This window comes from Citricoccus zhacaiensis (assembly GCF_014645315.1).
In the GTDB taxonomy this organism is placed as follows: Bacteria; Actinomycetota; Actinomycetes; order Actinomycetales; family Micrococcaceae; genus Citricoccus; species Citricoccus zhacaiensis.
Genome location: NZ_BMLQ01000006.1, coordinates 174,427 through 196,742 on the forward strand (window position 1 = coordinate 174,427; position 22,316 = coordinate 196,742).

Below are 22,316 nucleotides of genomic sequence, written 5' to 3' on the forward strand. Positions count from 1 at the left end.
GGCATGCCCGTGACGACCATGCCTCCGTTCCGTGTCCTGGGACTCTCCCCGGACACCGTCGACTACCTCTCGGCGTGGGATCTCCAGCAGCAGCTGCACGCCGAGGTGGTCGCCGGTTCCTCGGGTGGCTCCGTCCTGTTTCTGGAACACACCGCCGTCTACACCGCAGGCAAGCGAACCGAGCCCCAGGATCTCCCGGACGACGGCTCACCGGTGGTGAACGTGGACCGCGGCGGCAAGCTGACCTGGCACGGCCCGGGGCAGCTGGTCTGCTATCCGGTGGTGCGACTGGAAGACCCGGCCGCCGTCAAGGACTATGTCTGGTTCCTCGAGGAGGCCATCATCCGCACCCTGGCCGACCTTGGCCTGACGGGTGAACGGGTCGACGGCCGCTCCGGCGTATGGATCCTCGGCGGTACCGACGGGGACGGCCGACCCCGGCCGGATCGCAAGGTCGCCGCCGTCGGCCTCCGGGTCAACCATGGAGTGTCCATGCATGGGTTCGCCCTGAACTGCAGCAACTCCCTGGAGCCCTACGAGCACATCATCGCGTGTGGCATCTCCGATGCCGGCTCCACCACCATCTCGGCCGAGACCGGACGGACCATCACCCCGGCGGACGTGCTGGCAACGGTCCAGGAGCACTTTGCCGCGCTGGCACCGGGCCGCATCGCCCCGGTGCCCCAGGACCTGCCGGCCGGAACCGCGGACGGCACCGCAACGACGAAAACCCTTGTGGAAGGAACACCTCAGTGAGCGCATCCCCCGACGGCCGCCGCCTCCTGCGCGTGGAGGCACGCAACGCCGAGGTCCCCGTGGAACGCAAGCCGGACTGGATCAAGGCCAAGGTCGAGATCGGTCCCGAGTACATCGACCTCAAGAACAAGGTGAAGTCCTCCGGACTGCACACGGTATGTGAAGAGGCCGGCTGCCCCAACATCTTCGAATGCTGGGAGGATCGTGAGGCGACGTTCCTGATCGGTGGCGACACCTGCACCCGCCGCTGTGGCTTCTGCGACATCGCCACCGGCAAGCCCGAGGCCCTGGACCTGGATGAGCCGCGCCGCGTGGCTGAGAACATCCGCGAGATGAACCTGCGCTACACCACCGTCACCGGCGTGGCCCGGGACGATCAGAAGGACGGTGCCGCCTGGCTGTACGCGGAGACCATCCGCAAGGTCCACGAGCTGAACCCGAACACCGGCATCGAGATCCTTCCCCCGGATTTCGGAGCCGACCCGGATCTCGTCCAGGTGGTCTTCGACGCCCGTCCGGAGGTCTTCGCCCACAACCTCGAGACCGTGCCCCGGATCTTCAAGGCCATCCGTCCGGCCTTCACCTATGAGAAGTCCCTGCGTGTGCTGTCCATGGCCAAGGCCGATGGCCTCGTCACCAAGTCCAACCTGATCCTGGGCATGGGCGAGGAGGACCAGGAGATCGATCAGGCCCTCGTGGACCTGCACGAGGCCGGCTGCGACATCATCACGGTGACCCAGTACGTCCGCCCCTCGAAGCTGCACCATCCGATCGACCGGTGGGTCAAGCCCGAGGAGTTCGTGCACTGGTCAGAACGGGCGGAGGAGATCGGATTCGCCGGCGTCATGGCCGGCCCCCTGGTCCGCTCGTCCTACCGCGCCGGCCGCCTGTACGCCACGGCCATGCGCAAGCTGGGCCGTGAGATGCCCTCGAACCTGTCCCACATCGAGGAGTCGGGTTCGACGCGCCAGGAGGCAGCGTCGCTGCTCGCGGGCCGGTAGACTGGGGCCACTATGGCCAAGAGCACTGATTCCGCAGCATCCTCCTCCCAGTCGACCCGCGAAAGCCTGAGGGCGGTCAAGGCCGCCCAGAAGGAACGTCGCCAACAGGAGAAGATCCGGGCCAAGGGGAACAAGGCCGAGACGAAGGCACGCAAGAAGGCCACGAAGAAGCCGGGCGTCTTCAAGCAGCTCCGCGAGGTCTTCTCCATGACCCGGGCGCACGACCCCAAGGTCGTGCTGTGGATGGCACTCGCCTTCGTCGGCGCCCTGGTCGTCGGCCTGGTCGTCGGTCTGCTGCTGAACAACTGGATCACCTGGCTGCTCATCGCCATCCCGTTCGGCCTGCTGGCCGCCGTGATCATCATGAACCGGATGGCCGAGCGTGCGGCCTTCGCCCGGATCGACGGGCGCCCCGGAGCGGCCGGTGCCGCCCTGTCGACCCTGCGCCGCGGCTGGATCGTCCCGGAGCAGCCGGTGGCCGTCAGCCCGAAGACCCAGGATGCGGTCTTCCGTGCCGTGGGCCGGCCCGGCGTCGTCCTCATCACCGAGGGGCCGACCACCCGCGTCCGCCCGCTGGTGGAGAAGGAACGCAAGAACATGCAGCGCTTCCTGCCGAACGTCCCGATCCAGGTGCTCGCCACCGGGCACGGCGCGGACCAAGTGGAGCTGCACGATCTGGCCAAGACGCTCAAGCGGATGAAGAAGACGCTGACCAAGCAGGAGGTCCAGGCTGTCGACAAGCGACTGAACTCCCTGGGCTCCGCCAAGATGCCGATCCCGAAGGGGATCGATCCCTACCGCGCCCGCCCGGATCGCAAGGCCATGCGGGGCCGGTAACCGGAACTCGCCACTGAGAGGTCGGCTGCGAGCGAGGTCCGCGGCGGCAGATGACTACATCCGGATCTCCACGGTGCCGGCCAGCCGATCGTGGAGTCCGCGCCCGTCAGGGTCGATCAGAGCCGGCGGCACCACGAGGCACAGCAGCACGGTGCGCAGGACCACTCGCAACGGCTTGACCATGGCGCCACCGAGGCGGACCACCTGGATCCGCGCCACGCGCTTGCCGACCGTGGTGCCGAACAGACTCAGCAACAGCACGTGCATCAGGGCGAAGATTCCGTGCGTCACCAGCGGATTCCCCTCAAACCACACGCTGGAGATGATCATGGCGATGAACCAGTCGATGAGAAGGGCCAGGATGCGCCGGCCCCATCCGGCCATCGACGTGGGCCCGTCCTGGGCCAGGCCCAGCCGCTCACCGGGCCAGCGGCCCTGGGCATTCGGGCGTACTGTGCCGCCCACCCAGCCGGCCATGTCCCGCCGGGTCACCAGGGGTTCGTCAGGATGCCGTCCGGAGTCGCGTCGCCGGAGGCCAGCCGCCGGGTCGTCGCCGGAGGGAGGGGGTGTCTGGGGGGTTCGTGCCACGGCCCCACTCTACCGATCCGTGAGCGCATCGGCGTCCCCGTGGACCCACCAGAAGCCTCACCTGGAGCCCTGTCATCCGGGCGCTCCGCAGAGGCGCGGACGGACTCCGCGTTACACGCCGGAAACACCTCCGACACGAACGGGTCACGGCATCCCGATAAGGTGGAGGCACTAGCCGAACCTCGAGGAGCACACCAGATGTTCACCACCGCCCAGGAAGTCCTGCAGTTCATCCAGGATGAAGACGTCGTATTCGTGGACGTCCGTTTCACCGATCTGCCAGGCGTCCAACAGCACTTCAACCTCCCTGCGAAGGCGGTGGACGAGGACTTCTTCGTGAATGGCCAGCTGTTTGACGGTTCCTCGATCCGCGGTTTCCAGGGCATCGCCGAATCGGACATGCAGTTGATCCCGGACGTGGCCACTGCGTACCTCGATCCCTTCCGCGTGGAAAAGACGCTCGTGATGAGTTTCTCGATCGTCAACCCGCGGACGGGCGAGCCCTACCACCGCGATCCCCGCGGCGTCGCCCAGAAGGCCGAGGAGTACCTGGCCTCCACCGGCATCGCGGACACCGCCAACTTCGCCTCCGAGGCCGAGTTCTTCATCTTCGAGGACGTCCGCTACCAGTCCACGCCGAACCACAGCTTCTACTCCGTCGACTCGGACGAGGCCTGGTGGAACTCCGGCCGTCAGGAGGAGGGCGGCAACCTCGGTCACAAGACCCCGGTCAAGGGCGGCTACTTCCCGGTCTCCCCCGTGGACAAGCAGGCCGACCTGCGAGATGCGATCTGTGTGGCCCTGGACGAGGTCGGCCTCGAGGTCGAACGCTCCCACCACGAGGTCGGCGCCGCGGGCCAGGCGGAGATCAACTACAAGTTCAACACGCTGACGCACGCCGCCGATGACCTGATGAAGTTCAAGTATGTGGTGAAGAACACCGCAGACGCCTTCGGCAAGACCGCCACCTTCATGCCGAAGCCGGTCTTCGGTGACAACGGCTCCGGCATGCACTGCCACCAGTCACTGTGGAATGCCGGCGAACCGCTGTTCTACGACGAGAAGGGCTACGCCAATCTCTCGGACACCGCCCGCTGGTACATCGGCGGGCTGCTCAAGCACGCCTCGGCGATCCTGGCCTTCACCAATCCCACGGTGAACTCCTACCGCCGCCTGGTGAAGGGCTTCGAGGCCCCGATCAACATGGTCTACTCGCAGGGCAACCGCTCCGCCGCCATCCGCATCCCGATCACCGGCTCCAACCCCAAGGCCAAGCGCCTGGAGTTCCGCGCCCCGGACCCGTCCGGCAACCCCTACCTGGCCTTCGCCGCGCAGCTGATGGCCGGCCTGGACGGCATCCGCAACCGGATCGAGCCGGCCGAGCCGATCGACAAGGACCTCTATGAGCTGCCCCCCGAGGAGGCCGCCACCATCCAGAAGGCTCCCGCGTCCCTGGAAGAGGCCCTGCGCGCGCTCGAGGAGGACCACGAGTTCCTGCTGGCCGGTGACGTCTTCACCGAGGACCTCATCCAGGCCTGGGTCGAGTACAAGCGCGAGAACGAGATCCTCCCGCTGTCCATCCGCCCGAACCCGTACGAGTTCGAGCTCTACTACGGCGTGTGACCGGTCCCGGCCCCGAGGCCGGAGACCACGCGACTGACTGACGGCATTCGACGACGGCGGCGCCTTCGGTGACCTTGTATGGTCACCGAAGGCGCCGCCGTCGTTGGTAACGGTCTGTGCAGGCCTGCGCCGGACGACGGGAATAGAACCGCACCCCGCACGGCTGTGCCTGGAGGAAGAACCCCCGTGAAAGGTGCCCTGTGAGCTATCCGCTGTCCATCCTTGACCTGTCCACCGTCCTCCCCGGACAGCCCGTCGCAGAGGCCGTGGCCGCCAGTGTCGAGTTGGCGCAGAAGGCCGAGGAGCAGGGCTTCCACCGGATCTGGTTCGCCGAGCACCACAACTTCCCCTCCATCGCCTCCTCCGCCACCTCGGTGCTCCTGGCGCATGTGGCGGCCCACACCAAGAGGATCCGGCTGGGCTCGGGCGGCATCATGTTGCCCAACCACTCCCCCCTGGTGATCGCCGAGCAGTTCGGCACCCTGGCGGAGATCCACCCCGGCCGGATCGACCTCGGGCTGGGGCGCGCCCCGGGCACGGACCAGCGCACCATGACGGCCCTGCGCCGCGATCCCTCAGCCGCTGACACCTTCCCGCGGGACATCAAGGAGCTGCAGGGCTATCTGCGGGGAGAGTCCCTCATCCCCGGCGTGGACGCCTTCCCGGGGCACGGGACCAATGTCCCGCTCTACATCCTGGGATCCTCGCAGTACGGTGCACAGCTCGCGGCGGCGCTGGGACTGGGCTACTCCTTCGCCTCCCACTTCGCCCCGCAGATGCTGGAACATGCGGCGACGATCTACCGCGAGCGATTCGAGCCGTCCGAGAGCGTCCCCGCACCGCACTTCATCGCGGCGCTCAACGTCATCGCGGCGGACACCGAGGCCGAGGCGCATGCCCAGCTGGAGATCGCCCACCGTCACCGCATCCGGCAGATGCTCGGCCGTGGCCGTGACCTGGGCGAGGACGAGGTCACCATGCTCCTGCACTCCGCCGGGGGCGAGCAGGTGCTCTCCATGATGAAGTACACCGCGGTGGGCACCATCGAGACCGTCAAGGCCTACCTGGATGAGTTCCGTCAGCGCGTCCAGGCCGATGAACTGATCATCACCAATGCCGCCCCGGACCTGGCGGCCCGGCACCGCACCCTCGAGTTGTTGGGCGAGCACGTCATCGGACGCTAGGAACCGTAGAAGTGCTTCTCGAAGACCTGCCGGGCCTGGCGGGTGGACCGGAGGTAGTCCTCCTCGAGTTCGGCGGCCTGGCCCAGTTCGCATCCGCACCACCGGGCGATCGCCTCGAGGTCCTGGCGCTTGACCGGGAGCACGTCTGAGGACTTGCCGGACCACACGATGTTTCCCGCTCGCACCCGGGTGGCCAGGTGCCAGGCCCGGTCCAGCACCTCTCCGTCCTCCGCCGGGAGGATCCTCTCCCGGACGAGGGCTTCCAGCGCTGGAATAGTTCCGGTGGTGCGCAGGGCGGGATGGTCTGCCGCGTGTTGCAGCTGGAGCGTCTGCACCAGCCACTCCACGTCGGACAGTCCCCCGCGGCCGAGCTTGAGATGCCGTGCCGGGTCTGCCCCCCGCGGCAGCCGCTCGGCCTCCACCCGCGCCTTGATCCGGCGGATCTCGCGGAGGGCCGCCGGTCCGGGGTCCCCGGCGTAGCGCACGGAGTCCGCCCAGGTGGTGAACTCCTCGGCCAGCTCGGCACTGCCGGCCACCGGCCGAGCCTTCAGCAGGGCCTGCACCTCCCAGATCTCGGCCCAGCGGCGGTAGTACTCGCGGAAGGAGTCCAGGGACCGGGCCAACGGTCCCTTCTTGCCCTCCGGCCGCAGGTCCGCATCCATCACCAGCGGTCGCTCGCCCAGCACCGGCGGCCTGCACGGCCGGGTCAGCAGGGACATGACGAGCTTGGACAGCTCCACGGCCTGGCGTTGGGCCGCTTCCGGGTCCGCACCGTCATGGGGCCGGTGGACGAACAGGACGTCCAGGTCGGAGCCGTAGGCGATCTCCCGGCCACCCTGGCGCCCCATGGCCACCACCAGCAGATCCGTGAGTTCGACGTTCCGGACCGTGGCCGGGCTCTTCGCCGTGTTGGTCCCGTCCCCGGTGGAGGTGCCCGTGCTGTTCGACCCGTTCGAGACGGTCCCGGTACCCACCGGACCGCCCGGGAGTCCCGTTCGTTGGTCGGGGTGGCCGAAGAGGGAGTTCTCGGCAACATGCAGCGCCCCCAGCACGGCCGCGCGGTCGGCGTCGGAGAGGGCACGGCCCACGGTGCCCTGATCCAGCAGCCCGGAGGCATCGGCGATCGCGGTCCGCAGGATCTCCCGCTGTCGGATGAGCCGGATCTGGCGGATCGCCTCGTCCGGATCGGGGTGCCGGGACATCTTGGCCTGGATCTCCTGCCACTGCGTCTCAAACGGCATGGGAACCAGCTCGCGGTCCCGTCCCAGCCAGGCGGCGGCCTCTGGCAGGTGCTCCAGCATGTCCGAGATGTAGGAGGAGAGCGAGAGGATCTGGCACAGCCGTTCGGCGGCCGCCGAGGAGTCCCGCAGCATGCCCAGGAACCACGGGGAGGAGCCCAGCGATTCCGAGAGCCGGCGGAATCCCAGCAGACCGCCGTCGGGATTGGGACCGTTGGCCAACCAGCCGAGCATCACCGGCAGAAGCTGGCGCTGCAGCGCCGCGCGGCGGGACACCCCGGTGCTGAGGGCCTCGATGTGCTTCACCGCGCCGGCGGGATCCTGGTAGCCCAGGGCGGCGAGGCGCTGGCGCACCGCCTCCGGGGTCAGCTTGGCCTCATCGGCGGACAGCGCCGCCGTGGTGGACAGCAGCGGCCGGTAGAAGATCTTCTCATGCAGGGAGCGCACCCCCTTGCGGGTCCGCTTCCACAGTGAGGTCAGGGCCGCGGCATCCGAGGGACCGGGTTCACCGGGGCCCTTGGCCGCCCGGGCCAGGACCCACAGGGCGTGCGGCTTGTCCGGCATGAGGTGCGTCCGGCGCAGGTGGACCAGTTGGATCCGGTGCTCGAGCAGCCTCAGGTACCGGTAGGCGCCGGCGAAGGACTCCGCGTCGGAGCGCCCGATGTAGGAGCTGTTCTCCAAGGCGTCGATGGCGTCCAGGGTGTTCCGGACCCGGACGGAATCCTCGGTCTTGCCGTGGACGAGCTGGAGCAGCTGGACGGTGAACTCCACGTCCCGCAGACCGCCGGCGCCCAGCTTGATCTCCCGGTCCCGGTTCTGGTGGGCGATGTTGTCGAGGACACGGCGCCGCATCTGCTGGACGGAGGAGACGAAGCCGTCCCGCTCCGAACTGGTCCAGACCAGCGGCCAGATCGCGTCGATGTAGTCCCGGCCCAGGCCCGGGTCGCCGGCGATGGGCCGGGCCTTGAGCAGGGCCTGGAACTCCCAGGTGTGCGCCCAGCGGCGGTAGTACTCCCCATGGGATTCCACCGTGCGGGACAGCACCCCGTCCTTGCCCTCGGGGCGCAGGTTCGCGTCGATCTCCCACAGGCCCTGTTCGGGGGCCGCCGCCGTGGTGTACTTCGAGATCCCGGAGGCCAGGGCCGTGGCGATGGCCGCCGCATGATGGTCGTCCTCCAGGCTCGAGGCGTGAACGAAGATGACGTCCACGTCCGAAATGTAGTTCAGTTCCCGGGCGCCGCACTTGCCCATCCCGATGACGGCCAGGTCCACCCGGTCGGCGTCCTGGCCGAATTGCTCGACGGCGTCCGCCCGGGAGGCGGCCAGGCCGGCCTCGATCGCGGCGCCGGCCAGGTCGGCCAACCACGCGGAGACCGCCGGCTGCGCAGCCCGCGGATCCCGACTGGTCAGGTCCTGGATGGCCAGGGCCGTGAGCTGCCGGCGATAGGCGATCCGCAGGGCCGCGGCCGCCTCCTTGCCCCGGAGCGTGGCCACCGGACGGGCCGCGGTGGCGTCCGCCCCGACCGCCTCCAGGAGCAGGGTCCGCAAGGGGGCCGTGTCCGCCGCGAGACCCTCGGGTTCCAGCACGGGAGCGGTGCGGGCTGCGTCCGCCGGATCCACGAGCAGATCGATGTGGTCCGGCCGGCGGATGAGGAACTCCCCCAGCGCCTCGGAGGCGCCCAGCAGTCGTGCCACCGCCCGGGAGCGCGCCGGGTCCTCCAGCACCGTTGCCAGGACCGGGGCCCGCTCCAGCAGGCGGATGAACAGGATCAGGGCCTGGTCCGGGTCCGGTGCGTCCGCGAGGATACGGACGATCGTCTGCTGATCCAGGGTTTCCAGTTCCGGGGAGGCCAGCAATTCCCGGGCGCGGGTCCAGTCGGAGAAGCCGGCACTGACCAGGGACTTCCGTCCGGGCCCGCTGTTCTCCGATGCCGGGGCGACCATGCTGGATCAGAGGATGCCGAGGTTGCGCTGCAGTTCGTACGGCGTGACCTCGACCCGGTACTCGTCCCACTCCTGGCGCTTGTTCCGCAGGAAGTTCTCGAAGACCGTCTCCCCCAGCACCTCGGCCACGAACTCGGAGTCCTCCATGATCCGCAGGGCGTCATGCAGGGTGCCGGGCAGCGAATGGTGGCCCAGGGCCCGGCGTTCCGTGGAGGTGAGCGCACTGATGTCCTCAGCGGCGGCCTCCGGCAGCTCGTACTCTTCCTCGATGCCCTTCAGGCCGGCGGCCAGGAGGACAGCGTAGGTCAGGTACGGGTTGGCGGAGGCATCGATGCCGCGGTACTCGACGCGGGCCGAGCCGGCCTTGTCCGGCTTGTAGAGGGGGACGCGGACCAGGGCGGAACGGTTGTTGTGCCCCCAGGACACATAGGACGGGGCCTCCCCGCCGCCCCAGAGGCGCTTGTACGAGTTCACGAACTGGTTGGTGATGGCCGTGATCTCCATGCTGTGGTGCAGCAGCCCGGCGATGAACCGGCGCCCCGTGGTGGAGAGGTGGAATTCCGCACTGGGTTCGAAGAAGGCATTCGAATCGCCCTCGAACAGGGAGAAGTGGGTGTGCATCCCGGACCCGGCGTGCTGGCCGAACGGCTTCGGCATGAAGGTCGCGTAGTTGCCCTGGAGCTGGGCGACCTCCTTGATCACGGTGCGGAAGGTCATGATGTTGTCGGCCGTCTGCAGCGCATCCGCGTAGCGCAGGTCGATCTCGTTCTGGCCGGGGCCCGACTCGTGGTGGCTGAACTCCACCGAGATGCCGATCGCCTCGAGCATGTTGACCGCATGGCGGCGGAAGTCCGTGGCGACGCCGCCGGGCTCGTGGTCGAAGTACCCGGCCTGATCCACCGGGACGGGCTGGCCGTCCGGTCCGGGGTCCTTGGACTGGAGGAGGTAGAACTCGATCTCGGGGTGCGTGTAGAACGTGAATCCCATGTCCGCGGCGCGGGACAGCTGACGGCGCAGCACCTGGCGGGGATCGGCGGCGGAGGGCTCGCCGTCCGGGGTGAGCACGTCGCAGAACATCCGCGAGGTGGGCTCGTCCTCACCGCGCCACGGCAGGATCTGGAAGGTCGAAGGGTCCGGCTGCAGCAGCATGTCCGACTCGAAGATGCGGGTGTACCCGTCGATCGAGGACCCGTCGAAGCCCAGTCCCTCGGCGAAGGCCCCCTCGACCTCGGCCGGTGCCAACGCGACCGATTTCAGGGTGCCGGTCACGTCGGTGAACCACAGTCGCACGAAGCGCACGTCCCGGTCCTCTATGGTCCTGAGGACAAACTCCTGTTGGCGATCCATGTCTCTGGCGGCCTCCTGTCGGATCGTGCGAATGGTCCCACTGTAGTGTGCCGGGCCCGGTCAGCGCCGGATGACGGGCCGCTAGACTGCGGCCATGGCTGAGAAAGAAACCGCGCCCTACGCCGCACCGACTCCCGCCCGCTACCGCACCGTGCACCTCCAGAAGGCCAAGGATGAGGGCCGGCGCTTCGCGATGCTCACGGCGTACGACTTCCAGATGGCCCAGGTCTTCGACGACGCCGGCATCGAGACGATCCTGGTGGGTGACTCGGCGGCCAACACCATGATGGGCCATGCGACCACCCTGCCGATCACGCTCGACGAGATGATCGTCTACGCCGGATCCGTGGTCCGCGGCACCCGGCACGCCATGGTGCTGTGCGACCTGCCCTTCGGCTCCTACGAGCTGTCCCCCCAGCAGGCGACGGAGAGCGCCATCCGGCTCGTCAAGGAGGCCGGAGTCCACGCCGTGAAGATGGAGGGCGGCGTCCGCTACGCCGAGAACGTGCGCATGATGACGGACGCCGGAGTCCCCGTCATGGCCCACATCGGCTTCACCCCACAATCCGAGAACGTCCTGGGAGGCTACCGGGTGCAGGGCCGCACCGAGGGCGCCGCCGAGGCGATGGTGCGCGAGGCGACGGTGCTGCAGGATGCCGGTGCCTTCGCCGTGCTGATGGAGATGGTCCCCTCGGACATCGCCCGCCAGGTGGACGAGGCGCTGCGCGTGCCCACCGTCGGCATCGGCGCCGGACCCACCACCACCGGCCAGGTCTTGGTGTGGCAGGACATGCTCGGCCTGCGGCCCGGCAGGATGCCGCGCTTCGTGAAGCAGTACGCGGACCTGCACTCGGTGGTTTCACGTGCGGTCACCGACTACCGCCGGGACGTCCTCGAGGGCACGTTCCCGGCGGCCGAGCACGGCTTCGAGTCCTGACCGAGCCGGCCTAGTCCTCCTCGTCCTCCGCGTCATCCCAGCGCTCGTTGTTCGCCTGCACCTGGGCGATCGCACCCTCGGCCTCCGCGCGGGACTGGTAGGGCCCCAGCAGCTTCGACCAGTCTGACTGCGGGCCTTCCTCGACCTGCTTCGTGACGACGTTGTACCAGTATTCGCTCATGGGCCCACCCTAGCGGCGCTCCAGCCGGCCCGCCCGGTGCCCTCGGCGGCGATAGGATCGAGTCATGTCCCACAGCCCTCAGACGAACACCCGTCCCGCCTCGACCGACCCGGCTCCCCCGACCAGCCACAACGGTCCGGTCCCAGAAGGCCCGGTGCGGGGCGAACCGGGTTCCAAGGCGCCGGTGGGCACGCTGACGCCGGGCGTCGTCGGGCCCGCCCTTCCCGTACCGGCGCACATCCAGCGGCCGGAATACGTGGGCCGGACCACGGCGGACGAGGGCAACGGCTCGGACGTCTACGACGCCGAGGGGATCGCGAAGATCCGCGCTGCCGGCCGCATCGCCGCCCAGGCCATGGAGGAGGCCGCCCGGCACATCGCCCCGGGCGTCACCACGGCCGAACTGGACCGGATCGCGCACGAGTTCATCTGCGATCACGGCGCCTACCCGTCTTGCCTCGGCTACAAGGGCTTCCCGAAGGCCATCTGCACCTCGCTGAACGAGGTGATCTGCCACGGCATCCCGGATGACACCGTGCTGGAGGACGGGGACATCATCAACCTCGACATCACCGCCTACCTGGACGGGCACCACGGGGACCACAACATGACCTACCTGGTCGGCACCGTGGACGAGGAGTCCCGGCTGCTGGTGGAGCGCACCCACGAGGCCATGATGCGCGGCATCAAGGCCGTGAAGCCCGGTCGTGAGATCAATGTCATCGGCCGCGCCATCGAGTCCTATGCGAAGCGTTACGGCTACGGGGTGGTCCGGGACTTCATCGGCCACGGAGTGGGCCGCGAATTCCACTCCGGGCTCGTCATCCCCCACTTCGACGCCGCCCCCGCGCACAACACCGTGATGGTCCCCGGTATGGTCTTCACCATCGAGCCGATGATCACCCTCGGCACCATCCGTTGGGACATGTGGGACGACGACTGGACCGTGGTCACCCGGGACCGTCAGCGCACCGCGCAGTTCGAACACACCCTCGTGGTCACGGACGACGGCGCGGACATCCTGACGCTTCCTTGACCGGTCCACCTCCCGATTCCTGAACTCACCTGGAGCGCAGCATGGCGAAGAAGTCCACCGGCCCCTCCCACGGCTCGCACACCGCCCTCGGCATCGACATCGGCGGCACCGGCATGAAGGGCGGCATCGTCCAGCTCGGTCAGGGCAAGAAGTCCGGCCGCCTGCTCGGGGACCGCTTCCGGATCCCGACGCCGCAGCCGGCCAGCCCGGAGGCCGTCGCCGACGTCCTGGCCCAGATCACCACGGAGCTGGACGCCCGGGACGGCGCGCCGGCACCGGGGTTCCCCGTGGGAGTGGACTTCCCGGCGGTCATCCAGGACGGGATCTGCCGCACGGCCACGAACATCGATCCCTCCTGGATCGGCACCGATGTGGACGGCCTGTTCTCCGAGCGCCTGAAGCGGCCCGTGAGAACCCTGAACGACGCCGACGCGGCCGGGCTCGCCGAGGTCCGGTTCGGCGCGGGCCGGGGCGTGCAGGGCACGGTGCTCGTCATCACGCTCGGCACCGGCATCGGGTCGGGCCTGTTCCGCGACGGCGGGCTCGTCCCCAACCTCGAACTGGGCACGATCGAGCTGGACGGCATCATGGCCGAGACCCGGGCCTCCGCCGCGGCACGCGAACGGGACGGGATCGACTGGCCGGAGTACGCCGAACGGCTCCAGCGCTACTTCTCCTATGTGGAGGGCATCTTCTACCCGGACCTCATCATCGTGGGCGGCGGCATCTCCAAGCGCCCTGACGACTACCTGCCCCACCTGACCCTGCGCACGCCGATCGTCCCCGCGACGCTCAAGAACAATGCCGGCATCGTGGGTACCGCGCTGTGGGCGCTCGAGAACCTGCCGAAGGTTTCAGGCTGAGTGGCCGATGGCGGCTCCGGCTTCCCCTCCGGAGCCGCCATCGGCAGTCTCATCGCCCCGTGGGGCCTTCCGCGTCAGCGGGTGAACAACCGCGGCTGCAGAGCCGGGGTGACGGTGTCCGACGCCGTGCCAGCGGACCGCAGGTCCTCGACGGCGCGGGCGAAGTCGTCCAGCGAGTCGAAGTCCTGGTACACGGACGCGAACCGGAGGTAGGCCACCTGGTCCAGGCGGCGCAACGGCTCCAGGATGGCGAGCCCCACCTCGTGGGCGTCCACCTCGGCGTTGCCCGTGGCCCGGATGGTCTCCTCGACCTCCTGCGCCAGCATGGCCAGGTCGTCGCTGGTGACCGGACGGCCCTGGCAGGCCTTGCGGACACCGTTGATGATCTTGGAGCGGTCGAAGGGTTCGGCCACCCCGGACCGCTTGACCACCGTCAGGGCCGTGGTCTCCATGGTGGTGAAACGCTTCCCGCAGGACTGGCATTGCCGGCGCCGGCGGATGGCCGAGCCGTCATCCAACGAGCGGGAGTCCACCACACGGGAGTCCTCATGACGGCAGAAGGGACAGTGCATGACTTCCCCTTCCTCCGGCGGTGGACCACTCCATCATAGTCGGACGACCCACTGAATAACAACCGTGTCATTACCAGATGTAGTGGTGTTCTCCGAGGAGCGACACCACGGATGGGACTGACTCTCCGTTCCCTATTCGAGGCAGGCCGGCCCCAGCAGCACCTTGAGGTCTCCGAAGAGAGCCGGATTCGGGCTGACCCGGAAGTCGGCGCCGAGCTGCATGACCTCCATGGTGCGCGCCCCCGTCAGCTTGAGCCGGACCTCGGTGGTCCCCGGGTGGGTCTTGAGCACGTCCCCCAGGGCGGAGACCACGGTCTCATTGGCCTTGAAACCGGGCATGGTCAATGAGACCGGACCGGAGTGGCCGTCCGAGAGGTCCGGGATGGTCAGCTCCTGGGCGCTCAGGGAGATCGACCCGTCATCACGCCGCTGCACGCGGCCCTTGACGGCCACCACGAGGTCCTGGGCCAGCATCGTGGCGATCGGCGCATAGGCCTTGCCGAAGAACATGACGTCCATCGAGGCGCCCAGGTCCTCGATCTCCGTGCGCGCGTAGGCGTTGCCCGAACTCTTGGCGATGCGCCGCTCGAGGCTCGTGATGAGCCCGGCGATGGTGACCATCGCGCCGTCGGACGGGCCGTCGTCGGACAGGATGTGCGTGATGGAGATGTCCGCATGCTGGGCGAGCACGCCGTCCAGCCCCTGCAGGGGGTGGTCGGAGACGTAGAGGCCGAGCATCTCGCGCTCGAAGGTGAGCTTGTCGTTCTTGTCCCACTCCGGCATGTCCGGGACCTCGATCCCGAACCCGGCGTCACCGACGTCTCCCCCCTCGTCCTCCAGCAGGGAGAAGAAGTCGAACTGGTTGTTGGCCTCCTGGCGCTTCTGCGCCACGGCTCCGTCCGTGGCCTCCTCGTGCACCGCCAGCAGGGCCCGGCGGGCGTAGCCGAGCGAGTCGAATCCGCCGGCCTTGATGAGGGACTCGATGGTGCGCTTGTTGCACACGACGGCCGGGACCTTCTTGAAGAAGTCCTGGAACGAGGTGAATTTCCCCTTCTCCTCGCGGGCGGCGACGATCCCGGCCACGGCGTTGGCACCCACGTTGCGCACCGCGCCCATGCCGAAGCGGATGTCCTTGCCGACGGAGGTGAAGTAGAGGCTGGACTCGTTGACGTCCGGCGGGAGCACCGAGATGCCCATGTGCCGGCACTCGTTGAGGTACATCGCCATCTTGTCCTTGTCATCACCCACGGAGGTGAGCAGGGCGGCCATGTACTCGGCCGGGTAGTGGGCCTTCAGGTAGGCGGTCCAGTAGGAGACCAGCCCGTAGGCGGCCGAGTGCGCCTTGTTGAAGGCGTAGTCGGAGAACGGCAGCAGGATGTCCCACAAGGCCTTGACGGCGGCCTCGGAGTAGCCGCGGTCGACCATGCCCTGATGGAACCCGACGTACTGCTTGTCCAGCTCCGACTTCTTCTTCTTGCCCATCGCGCGGCGCAGGATGTCCGCCTGGCCGAGCGAGTACCCGGCGACCTTCTGCGCGATGGCCATGACCTGCTCCTGGTACACGATCAGGCCGTAGGTCGTGTCGAGGATGTCCTTGAGAGGCTCCTCCAGCTCGGGGTGGATCGGGGTGATCTCCTGCTGCCCGTTCTTGCGCAGGGCGTAGTTGGTGTGCGAGTTCGCGCCCATGGGTCCCGGGCGGTACAGCGCGATGGTGGCCGAGATGTCCTCGAAGTTGTCCGGCTTCATCATCTTTAGCAGCGATCGCATGGGGCCGCCGTCGAGCTGGAACACGCCCAGGGTGTCCCCCCGGGCCAGCAGCTCGTAGGACGCCTTGTCGTCGAACGTCAGGGATTCCAGGTCCAGGGTGAAGTCCTGGTTCATCTGGATGTTCTCGATCGCGTCCGAGATGATCGTCAGGTTCCTCAGGCCGAGGAAGTCCATCTTGATCAGCCCCAGGCCCTCCGCGGTGGGGTAGTCGAACTGGGTGATCACCTGGCCGTCCTGCAGGCGGCGCATGATCGGGATGACGTCGATGATCGGCTCGGAGGACATGATCACGCCGGCGGCGTGCACACCCCATTGCCGCTTCAGCCCCTCGACGCCCTTGGCCGTCTCGAAGACCTTGGCCGCGTCCGGGTCCGTGGCGACGAGTTCGCGGAACTCACCGGCCTCGCCGTACCGCTGCGACTTCTTGTCCTCGATGTCCTTCAGCGGGATGTCCTTGGCCATGACGGCCGGCGGCAGCGCCTTGGTCAGGGACTCACCCATGGAGAAGGGGAAGCCCATCACGCGGGCCGAGTCCTTGAGGGCCTGCTTCGTCTTGATGGTGCCGTAGGTGACGATCATGGAGACGCGCTCGTCGCCGTACTTCTCGGTGACGTAGTCGATCACCTCGGAGCGGCGGCGGTCATCGAAGTCGACGTCGAAGTCCGGCATGGACACGCGGTCCGGGTTGAGGAAGCGCTCGAAGATCAACCCGTGCTCCAGGGGATCGAGCTCGGTGATCTTCAACGCGTAGGCGACCATCGAGCCGGCGCCGGAGCCACGTCCCGGCCCCACGCGGATGCCGTTGTTCTTGGCCCAGTTGATGAAGTCGGCCACCACGAGGAAGTATCCCGGGAAGCCCATCGAGAGGATGACGTCCAGCTCGTAGTCGGCCTGCTTGCGCACGTGGGAGGGGACGCCGTTGGGGTAACGGTACTTCAGCCCGGTGGCGACCTCCTTCGTCAGCCACGTGGTCTCGTCCTCCCCCGGCGGGCAGGGGAACTTCGGCATGTAGTTCGCCTCGGTGTCGAAGGAGACCTCGCACTGTTCGGCGATGAGCAGCGTGTTGTCACAGGCCTCCGGGAACTCGGAGAACAGGTCCCGCATCTGCCGCGGGGACTTCACGTAGTACTCGGTGCCGGACAGCGCGAAGCGGGACCCGCCCTGGTCATAGGTGGGCTCGAGCAGGTTGGACCCGGACTGGATGGCCAGCAGTGCCTCGTGGGGCTTGGCGTCGTGCTCGTGCGTGTAGTGCAGGTCGTTGGACGCCACGAGCGGGATCTGCAGGTCCTTGGACAGCTTGAGCAGGTCCTTGATGACCCGCTTCTCGATGTCCAGGCCGTGCATCATCAGTTCGCAGTAGAAGTTCTCCCGGCCGAAGATGTCCTGGAACTCGGCGGCGGCCTCACGCGCCTCGTTGTACTGGCCCAGCCGCAGCCGCGTCTGGATCTCGCCCGAGGGGCAGCCGGTGGTGCCGATCAGGCCTTCGGAGTAGGTGGAGAGCAGTTCCCGGTCGATACGCGGCCATTTCGCGTAGACCGAGTCCAGGGAGGCGATCGAGCCGGCCCGGAACAGGTTGTGCATGCCCTTGTTGTTCTTGGACAGCAGGGTCATGTGCGTGATGGCGCCACCACCGGAGACGTCGTCCCCGCGCTGATGCTGCTCACCCCACCGGACCTTCGTCTTGTCCGAGCGGTGCAGCTGTCCGGGGGTCAGGTAGGCCTCCAGCCCGATGATCGGCTTGACGCCGGCGTCGGTGGCCTTCTTCCAGAAGTCGAAGGCCCCGAAGAGGTAGCCGTGGTCGGTGATGGCGATTGAGTCCATGCCCAGCCGCTTCGTCTCGTCGAAGAGCTCGCTGAGCTTGGCCGCGCCGTCCAGCATCGAGTACTCGGTGTGGACGTGGAGGTGGGTGAACCCGCCGTCCTTCTTCGTCGCAGCTGCTTCCTGTGCCATATCCGTGGTGGCCGTCATGCTCCGCACTTCCCTACTGCCCTGCTTGCTACCTGCCGCCGTTCGTGCCGACAGCGTCGATCATGGTGGTCCTGCTGATCGCGTCGATCATCCAGATTAGTTACTCCCCGCGCAACACGCCCAAGGCATAGACGAGGTCCTCCGGGTAGGGGCTCTCGTAGTCCATCCACTCCCCGGTCACCGGATGAGAGAACCCGAGCCGCTGGGCATGCAGCCACTGCCGCGTCAGCCCCAACTCGGCTGCCAACCGTGGATCGGCGCCGTAGGTCAGATCCCCTGCACAGGGGTGGCGCAACGCCGAGAAGTGCACCCGGATCTGGTGCGTCCGCCCGGTCTCGAGCTTGACCTCCACCAGGGTCGCCCGGCCGAAGGCCTCGAGGGTCTGGTACCGGGTGATGGAGTCCCGGCCACCCTCGAGCACGGCGAACTTCCAATCGTGACCGGGGTGCCGGCCGATCGGGGCGTCGATGGTCCCGTTCAGGGGATCCGGCAGTCCCTGTACCACCGCGTGGTAGGTCTTCTCCGGGGTGCGGTCGCGGAAGGCGTCTTTGAGCACGGTGTAGGCGCGCTCGGACTTGGCCACCACCATGATCCCCGAGGTGCCCACGTCCAGCCGGTGCACGATCCCCTGGCGTTCCGGGGCGCCTGACGTCGAGATGCGGTAGCCGGCCCCGGCCAGTCCCCCGACCACGGTGGGGCCCACCCAGCCCGGGGACGGGTGGGCGGCCACGCCGACGGGCTTGTCCACCACCACGTAGTCCGGGTCGTCCGCCAGGATTCTCAGGTCCTCCACGATCTCCACCTTCACATCGAGCGGGTTCAGTTCCTCCGGGATGTCCACCAGGAGTTCGGTGCCGGCCGCGACTCTGGCGGACTTCTGCACGGCCCGTGCCGGACCCGGCGTCCCGGCAGCACGTTCGGTCACGAGGCCGGCCGCGCACCAGGACGCCGCCTTCGTCCGCGAGATCCCGAGGGCCGCGGCCAGGACCGCGTCCACCCTCCGGCCCACCTCGTGTTCCTGGGGGACGACGACGGCCTCGCCGGGTTCAGGAGTCCGCGTCACGGCCCTGCCCGGTGGCGTTACCGGCCTCGGCTGTCCCCGCGCCACCGCCCCGCTCAGGCGCCTCGCGGGTGCCGTCGAGCTGCAGTCCCCTGAACATCAGCAGGACGATGCCGATCATGGAGCAGACGATCAATGAGTCCGCGATGTTGAAGATGGCGAAGTTCGGCAAGGCGATGAAGTCGACCACGTGTCCCACACCGAAGCCCGGCGGCCTGAACAGGCGGTCGGTCAGGTTGCCCAGCACTCCACCCAGCAGTCCACCCAGGGCCACGGCCCACAGGGTCGAGCGGACCCGGAACAGCAGCACCACCACGAAGACGGCCACCGCGGACTGGATGATGGTGAAGATCCAGGTGTGCTCCTCGCCGATGGAGAACGCGGCACCCGGATTGCGGATGAAGTGCCACCGGAGCAATGGAGCCAGGACGTCGGTGACCTGCCCTTCGGTCATGGTGCTCTCGACCCAGCGCTTGGTGAGCTGGTCGAAGACGTATCCCACGGCGAACACCAGGACGGCGATCCACGCACGATGACGTTTCTGGGCCGTTGCGGTGGTGTCCTCTGGACCGGCGGGGCGGCTGGGCTCGATCTCGGTCACGCGGTGGCGTCCTTCGGTGCAGTCTGGTGCTGTCCTGTGCCGGACAGGAAGGGTGGTCGGGAACAGAAGCGGGCCGGCCATGGTGGTCCACCATGGCCGGCCCGGATCTGTGTCAGTGGGGTCGACTCGCGTCCGGCCCGGCAGGCCGGGTCGCGGGGTCAGTTCGAGGCGGTGGCCTCGTCCTGGATCGGTCCCTGGTTCTGCAGGTCGCGGAGCTGGCCCTCGATGTAGGCCTTCAGGCGGGCGCGGTAGTCGCGCTCGAAGCCCTTGAGCTGTTCCACCTTGCGCTCCAGCACCGACTTCTTCTCCTCGAGGTCGGCCAGCGTCTTGCGGGACTTCTCCTGGGCATCATTGACCAGCCCGTTGGCCTCGGTCTGGGCCTCCTGGATGATCTCCTCGCGCTTGGCCTGTCCCTCGGCCACGTAGTCGTCATGGAGCTTCTGAGCCATGGCCAGCACGCCAGCGGCGGACGTGGCCGTGGATTCCGGCGCGCCGGCGACGGGTGTGGCGGAGGTGGCAGGGGCGGGCTCAGAGACGGTGGGCTCAGAGACGGCAGCCGGGACAGCGGTGCCAGCGGCCGGGGTGGCTCGGGTTGCCGCCGGGGTGTCCTCGGCCTGGCCGGACTCGGTGGTGTCCGTGGACTCAGCAGCCTCCGGGGCCGCAGCGGCCTTGACCTGGGTGTCCTGGTCCTCGGCGGCCTCAGCCGACACCGGAGCCGGAACAGCGGACTCGCCGCTCCCGCCGGACTGCAGGTCCGACACCTTGCGGCGCAGCTCGTCGTTCTCTTGGTTCAGACGGCGCAGTTCGACCACGATCTCGTCCAGGAAGTCGTCAACCTCGTCCTGGTCGTAGCCTTCCCGAAATTTCGTCGGCTGGAACCGCTTGTTGACAACATCTTCCGGCGTCAGAGCCATGTGGTCACCCCAATACGTAAATGGTCTGCCCTCAAGGGGCAACGGTCTTCTTGTGGCCACCCGCATGCAGGTCCGCATGCCGAGGCCACACTGTTCTTCAGGCTACCATCAGCCCAACGTGCCCACGGCAAGGGCAGCGACGATGGACTTCAGCAGGACGACGACGACGAAGAGGATCAGGAACGCCACGTCGATGCCGATTCCGCCGAGATTCACCGGCGGAATCTTGGAGCGGAGCCAGCGCAGGGGCGGGTCGGTGACGGTGTACACGGTGGAGGCGATCATCAACAGGATGCCCTTCGGCCGCCAGGAGCGCGCGAAGGACTGCACCACGTCGAAGACGATCCGGATCAGCAGCAGGAACTGAACCAGTGCCAGGACAAGGTAGAGAAGGGAGAAGATCAGGGTCACGGCAGCCTATTCCACACCGTCATGGTCCCGGCAGGGAAGCCCTGCCGGTGCGGTGTCAGCTCTGGTTGAAGAAGTGGGCCTGGTCTTCGGTCTCCGAGGAGTCCTCGCCCAGGACCTGAACGGTGGACGGCGTCAGCAGGAACACCTTGTTGGTGACGCGCTCGATCGAGCCGTGCAGGCCGAACACCAGGCCGGCGGAGAAGTCCACCAGGCGCTTGGCATCGGCCTCGCTCATGTCCGTCACATTCATGATGACCGGGATACCTCCGCGGAAGGACTCGCCGATGAGCTTGGCGTCGTTGTAGGAACGCGGGTGCACGGTGGTGATCTGTCGCACGGCAGAGGCCTCTTCCCGGGACTGGGCGGCCCGCTTGATGGGGGTGACGGGTGCGCGGTACTCACGCTCGGCCGGCTGAGGATGGGCCGCACGCATGGGCTGGGGACGGTCCTCCCGGACCTCGTCCTCCCAGTCGTCGGCCGGCTCAGCGGGCTCGACGGCGGCGTGGCGCTCGGCCCGCTCCTGCCGGCGGGGCTGTTCGGCCGCCCGCTGCTCTTCCTCGTACTGCTCCTCGCCATCGGCGAGCCCGAGGTAGATCATGGTCTTCTTCAATGCACCAGCCATCGAACATCCTCACCGTGTGGAATCCGCCCGGCCTGCTCCGGGCCCTGCGTCGTCCGCCGTCGAAGCAGACATCTTCGAGGTTAACCCACGTCGGGGCGCGGCCCGAGGACATCAGTGCCGATCCGAAGGTGTGTCGCTCCGGCCGCCACGGCCTGTTCCAGGTCCTGGCTCATGCCGGCCGAGATCCAGGTGGCCTCCGGATGGGCTGACGACACCGCTCCGGAGATCTGCCGGAGGAGTTGGAAGGCCGGCGCGGGGTCCAGCCCCACGGGTGCCACCGCCATGACACCACGGAGCCTCAGTCCCTCCGCCTGGGAGATCGCGGCCGCCAACCCGGACACCTCGTCCGGATGAGCACCACCCCGTGACCCGATTCCCGGGGGACGGTCCGTGGCGGCCCGGTCGTCCAGGTCCACCTGGATCAGGCAGTCCATCGGCGGGCGCATCGACTCCCCCGTCTCACGTCGTCGCCCCTGCTCCCGGTCCATCGCCGAGGAGAGGGCCTCCACGAGGGAGACCCGGTCCACTGAATGCACCGCCGAGGCGTAGCGCACCACGTACTTGGCCTTGTTCGACTGCAGCTGACCGATGAAGTGCCATTCGAGCCCGGCCTCGGCCAGGTCGGCGACCTCGGCGGCTTTGCCTCTGGCCTCCTGGTCACGATTCTCGCCCACGTGGCGCACGCCGCAGGCGTACAGTCTCCGCACGTCGGCAGCCGGATGGAATTTGGTGACGACCACCAGGTCCGGGGAGTCCTGCCGGCCGGCCGCCTCGACCGCCGCGGCGATCCGGCGGTGCACCGCAGCCAGGCTTCGCCCCAGTTCCGCTGTGCGCTCGTCCTGCGGGTGATCCGTGTCCGTCATACC

20 protein-coding genes are annotated in these 22,316 nt (G+C 68.0%); 8 read left to right on the forward strand and 12 right to left on the reverse strand.

Annotated elements, in window-relative coordinates; all coding sequences use genetic code 11:
• The first annotated feature begins 3 nt into the window (after positions 1–3).
• From lipB to IEX49_RS11420, 3 genes are read left to right on the forward strand one after another with little or no spacing between them, the layout of a single operon-like run.
• The gene (lipB, locus tag IEX49_RS11410) at positions 4–756 is read left to right on the forward strand and encodes a lipoyl(octanoyl) transferase LipB (protein WP_188806272.1); all 753 of its coding nucleotides are present in this window, start codon (positions 4–6) and stop codon (positions 754–756) included.
• Positions 753–1,757 carry a lipoyl synthase gene (gene lipA, locus IEX49_RS11415; protein WP_188806273.1) on the forward strand — a complete coding sequence of 335 codons (1,005 nt, stop codon included), beginning with the start codon at positions 753–755 and terminating at the stop codon, positions 1,755–1,757. Before lipB ends, lipA begins: the two co-directional genes overlap by 4 nt.
• A gap of 12 nt (positions 1,758–1,769) precedes the next feature.
• Positions 1,770–2,594, forward strand: a complete 825-nt coding sequence (locus IEX49_RS11420; RefSeq protein WP_188806274.1) for a DUF4191 domain-containing protein — start codon at positions 1,770–1,772, stop codon at positions 2,592–2,594.
• A gap of 54 nt (positions 2,595–2,648) precedes the next feature.
• On the opposite strand, the gene IEX49_RS11425 is transcribed toward IEX49_RS11420, so the two are convergent.
• On the reverse strand, positions 2,649–3,182 hold the full coding sequence (locus IEX49_RS11425) for an RDD family protein (protein ID WP_229672578.1): 534 nt from the start codon (positions 3,180–3,182) through the stop codon (positions 2,649–2,651).
• 198 nt (positions 3,183–3,380) lie between these two features.
• On the opposite strand from IEX49_RS11425, the gene glnA (IEX49_RS11430) reads away from it, so the two are divergent.
• Both glnA (IEX49_RS11430) and IEX49_RS11435 read left to right on the forward strand, forming a co-directional pair.
• Positions 3,381–4,805 (forward strand): type I glutamate--ammonia ligase, encoded by a 1,425-nt coding sequence (gene glnA / locus IEX49_RS11430; RefSeq protein ID WP_188806275.1) that lies wholly within the window; start codon positions 3,381–3,383, stop codon positions 4,803–4,805.
• Between the two features lie 200 nt (positions 4,806–5,005).
• On the forward strand, positions 5,006–5,989 hold the full coding sequence (locus IEX49_RS11435; protein WP_188806276.1) for an LLM class flavin-dependent oxidoreductase: 984 nt from the start codon (positions 5,006–5,008) through the stop codon (positions 5,987–5,989).
• On the opposite strand, the gene IEX49_RS11440 is transcribed toward IEX49_RS11435, so the two are convergent.
• On the reverse strand, positions 5,986–9,171 hold the full coding sequence (locus IEX49_RS11440) for a bifunctional [glutamine synthetase] adenylyltransferase/[glutamine synthetase]-adenylyl-L-tyrosine phosphorylase (RefSeq protein ID WP_188806277.1): 3,186 nt from the start codon (positions 9,169–9,171) through the stop codon (positions 5,986–5,988). The two genes, IEX49_RS11435 and IEX49_RS11440, sit on opposite strands and share 4 nt — an antisense overlap.
• Before the next feature lie 6 nt (positions 9,172–9,177).
• Entirely contained in the window at positions 9,178–10,518 is a 1,341-nt protein-coding gene (gene glnA, locus IEX49_RS11445) for a type I glutamate--ammonia ligase (RefSeq protein WP_188806278.1), read from the reverse strand.
• Positions 10,519–10,612: 94 nt separating this feature from the next.
• Between glnA (IEX49_RS11445) and panB the strand changes: the two genes are divergently transcribed.
• A complete protein-coding gene (gene panB, locus IEX49_RS11450) occupies positions 10,613–11,455 on the forward strand; it encodes a 3-methyl-2-oxobutanoate hydroxymethyltransferase (RefSeq protein ID WP_188806279.1) in 843 nt (280 codons plus the stop codon).
• Positions 11,456–11,465: 10 nt separating this feature from the next.
• Here panB and IEX49_RS11455 read toward each other — a convergent pair whose 3' ends face one another.
• Positions 11,466–11,636 (reverse strand): SPOR domain-containing protein, encoded by a 171-nt coding sequence (locus IEX49_RS11455; RefSeq protein ID WP_188806280.1) that lies wholly within the window; start codon positions 11,634–11,636, stop codon positions 11,466–11,468.
• Positions 11,637–11,700: 64 nt separating this feature from the next.
• Here IEX49_RS11455 and map point away from each other — a divergent pair, with 64 nt between their 5' ends.
• Entirely contained in the window at positions 11,701–12,672 is a 972-nt protein-coding gene (gene map, locus IEX49_RS11460) for a type I methionyl aminopeptidase (protein ID WP_188806281.1), read from the forward strand.
• A 41-nt stretch (positions 12,673–12,713) separates the two neighbouring features.
• Positions 12,714–13,535, forward strand: coding sequence for a polyphosphate--glucose phosphotransferase (gene ppgK, locus IEX49_RS11465; protein ID WP_188806282.1), 822 nt, complete (start codon positions 12,714–12,716; stop codon positions 13,533–13,535).
• 74 nt (positions 13,536–13,609) lie between these two features.
• Here ppgK and nrdR read toward each other — a convergent pair whose 3' ends face one another.
• From nrdR to IEX49_RS11505, 8 genes are all read right to left on the reverse strand, one after another.
• Positions 13,610–14,107: a transcriptional regulator NrdR gene (gene nrdR, locus IEX49_RS11470; protein ID WP_188806283.1), complete on the reverse strand. Its 498-nt coding sequence runs from the start codon at positions 14,105–14,107 to the stop codon at positions 13,610–13,612.
• 132 nt (positions 14,108–14,239) lie between these two features.
• Positions 14,240–17,842 carry a DNA polymerase III subunit alpha gene (dnaE, locus tag IEX49_RS11475; protein ID WP_373286726.1) on the reverse strand — a complete coding sequence of 1,201 codons (3,603 nt, stop codon included), beginning with the start codon at positions 17,840–17,842 and terminating at the stop codon, positions 14,240–14,242.
• Positions 17,843–17,942: 100 nt separating this feature from the next.
• The gene (locus IEX49_RS11480) at positions 17,943–18,905 is read right to left on the reverse strand and encodes an RluA family pseudouridine synthase (RefSeq protein ID WP_188806284.1); all 963 of its coding nucleotides are present in this window, start codon (positions 18,903–18,905) and stop codon (positions 17,943–17,945) included.
• On the reverse strand, positions 18,889–19,503 hold the full coding sequence (gene lspA, locus IEX49_RS11485; protein WP_373286727.1) for a signal peptidase II: 615 nt from the start codon (positions 19,501–19,503) through the stop codon (positions 18,889–18,891). The genes IEX49_RS11480 and lspA overlap by 17 nt, the downstream gene beginning before the upstream one ends.
• Positions 19,504–19,661: 158 nt before the next feature.
• On the reverse strand, positions 19,662–20,417 hold the full coding sequence (locus IEX49_RS11490; protein ID WP_188806286.1) for a DivIVA domain-containing protein: 756 nt from the start codon (positions 20,415–20,417) through the stop codon (positions 19,662–19,664).
• A 108-nt stretch (positions 20,418–20,525) separates the two neighbouring features.
• Positions 20,526–20,828 (reverse strand): YggT family protein, encoded by a 303-nt coding sequence (locus IEX49_RS11495; RefSeq protein ID WP_188806287.1) that lies wholly within the window; start codon positions 20,826–20,828, stop codon positions 20,526–20,528.
• Positions 20,829–20,883: 55 nt separating this feature from the next.
• A complete protein-coding gene (locus IEX49_RS11500; RefSeq protein ID WP_188806288.1) occupies positions 20,884–21,450 on the reverse strand; it encodes a cell division protein SepF in 567 nt (188 codons plus the stop codon).
• 80 nt (positions 21,451–21,530) lie between these two features.
• Positions 21,531–22,313 (reverse strand): YggS family pyridoxal phosphate-dependent enzyme, encoded by a 783-nt coding sequence (locus tag IEX49_RS11505; protein ID WP_188806289.1) that lies wholly within the window; start codon positions 22,311–22,313, stop codon positions 21,531–21,533.
• Between the last annotated feature and the right edge of the window lie 3 nt (positions 22,314–22,316).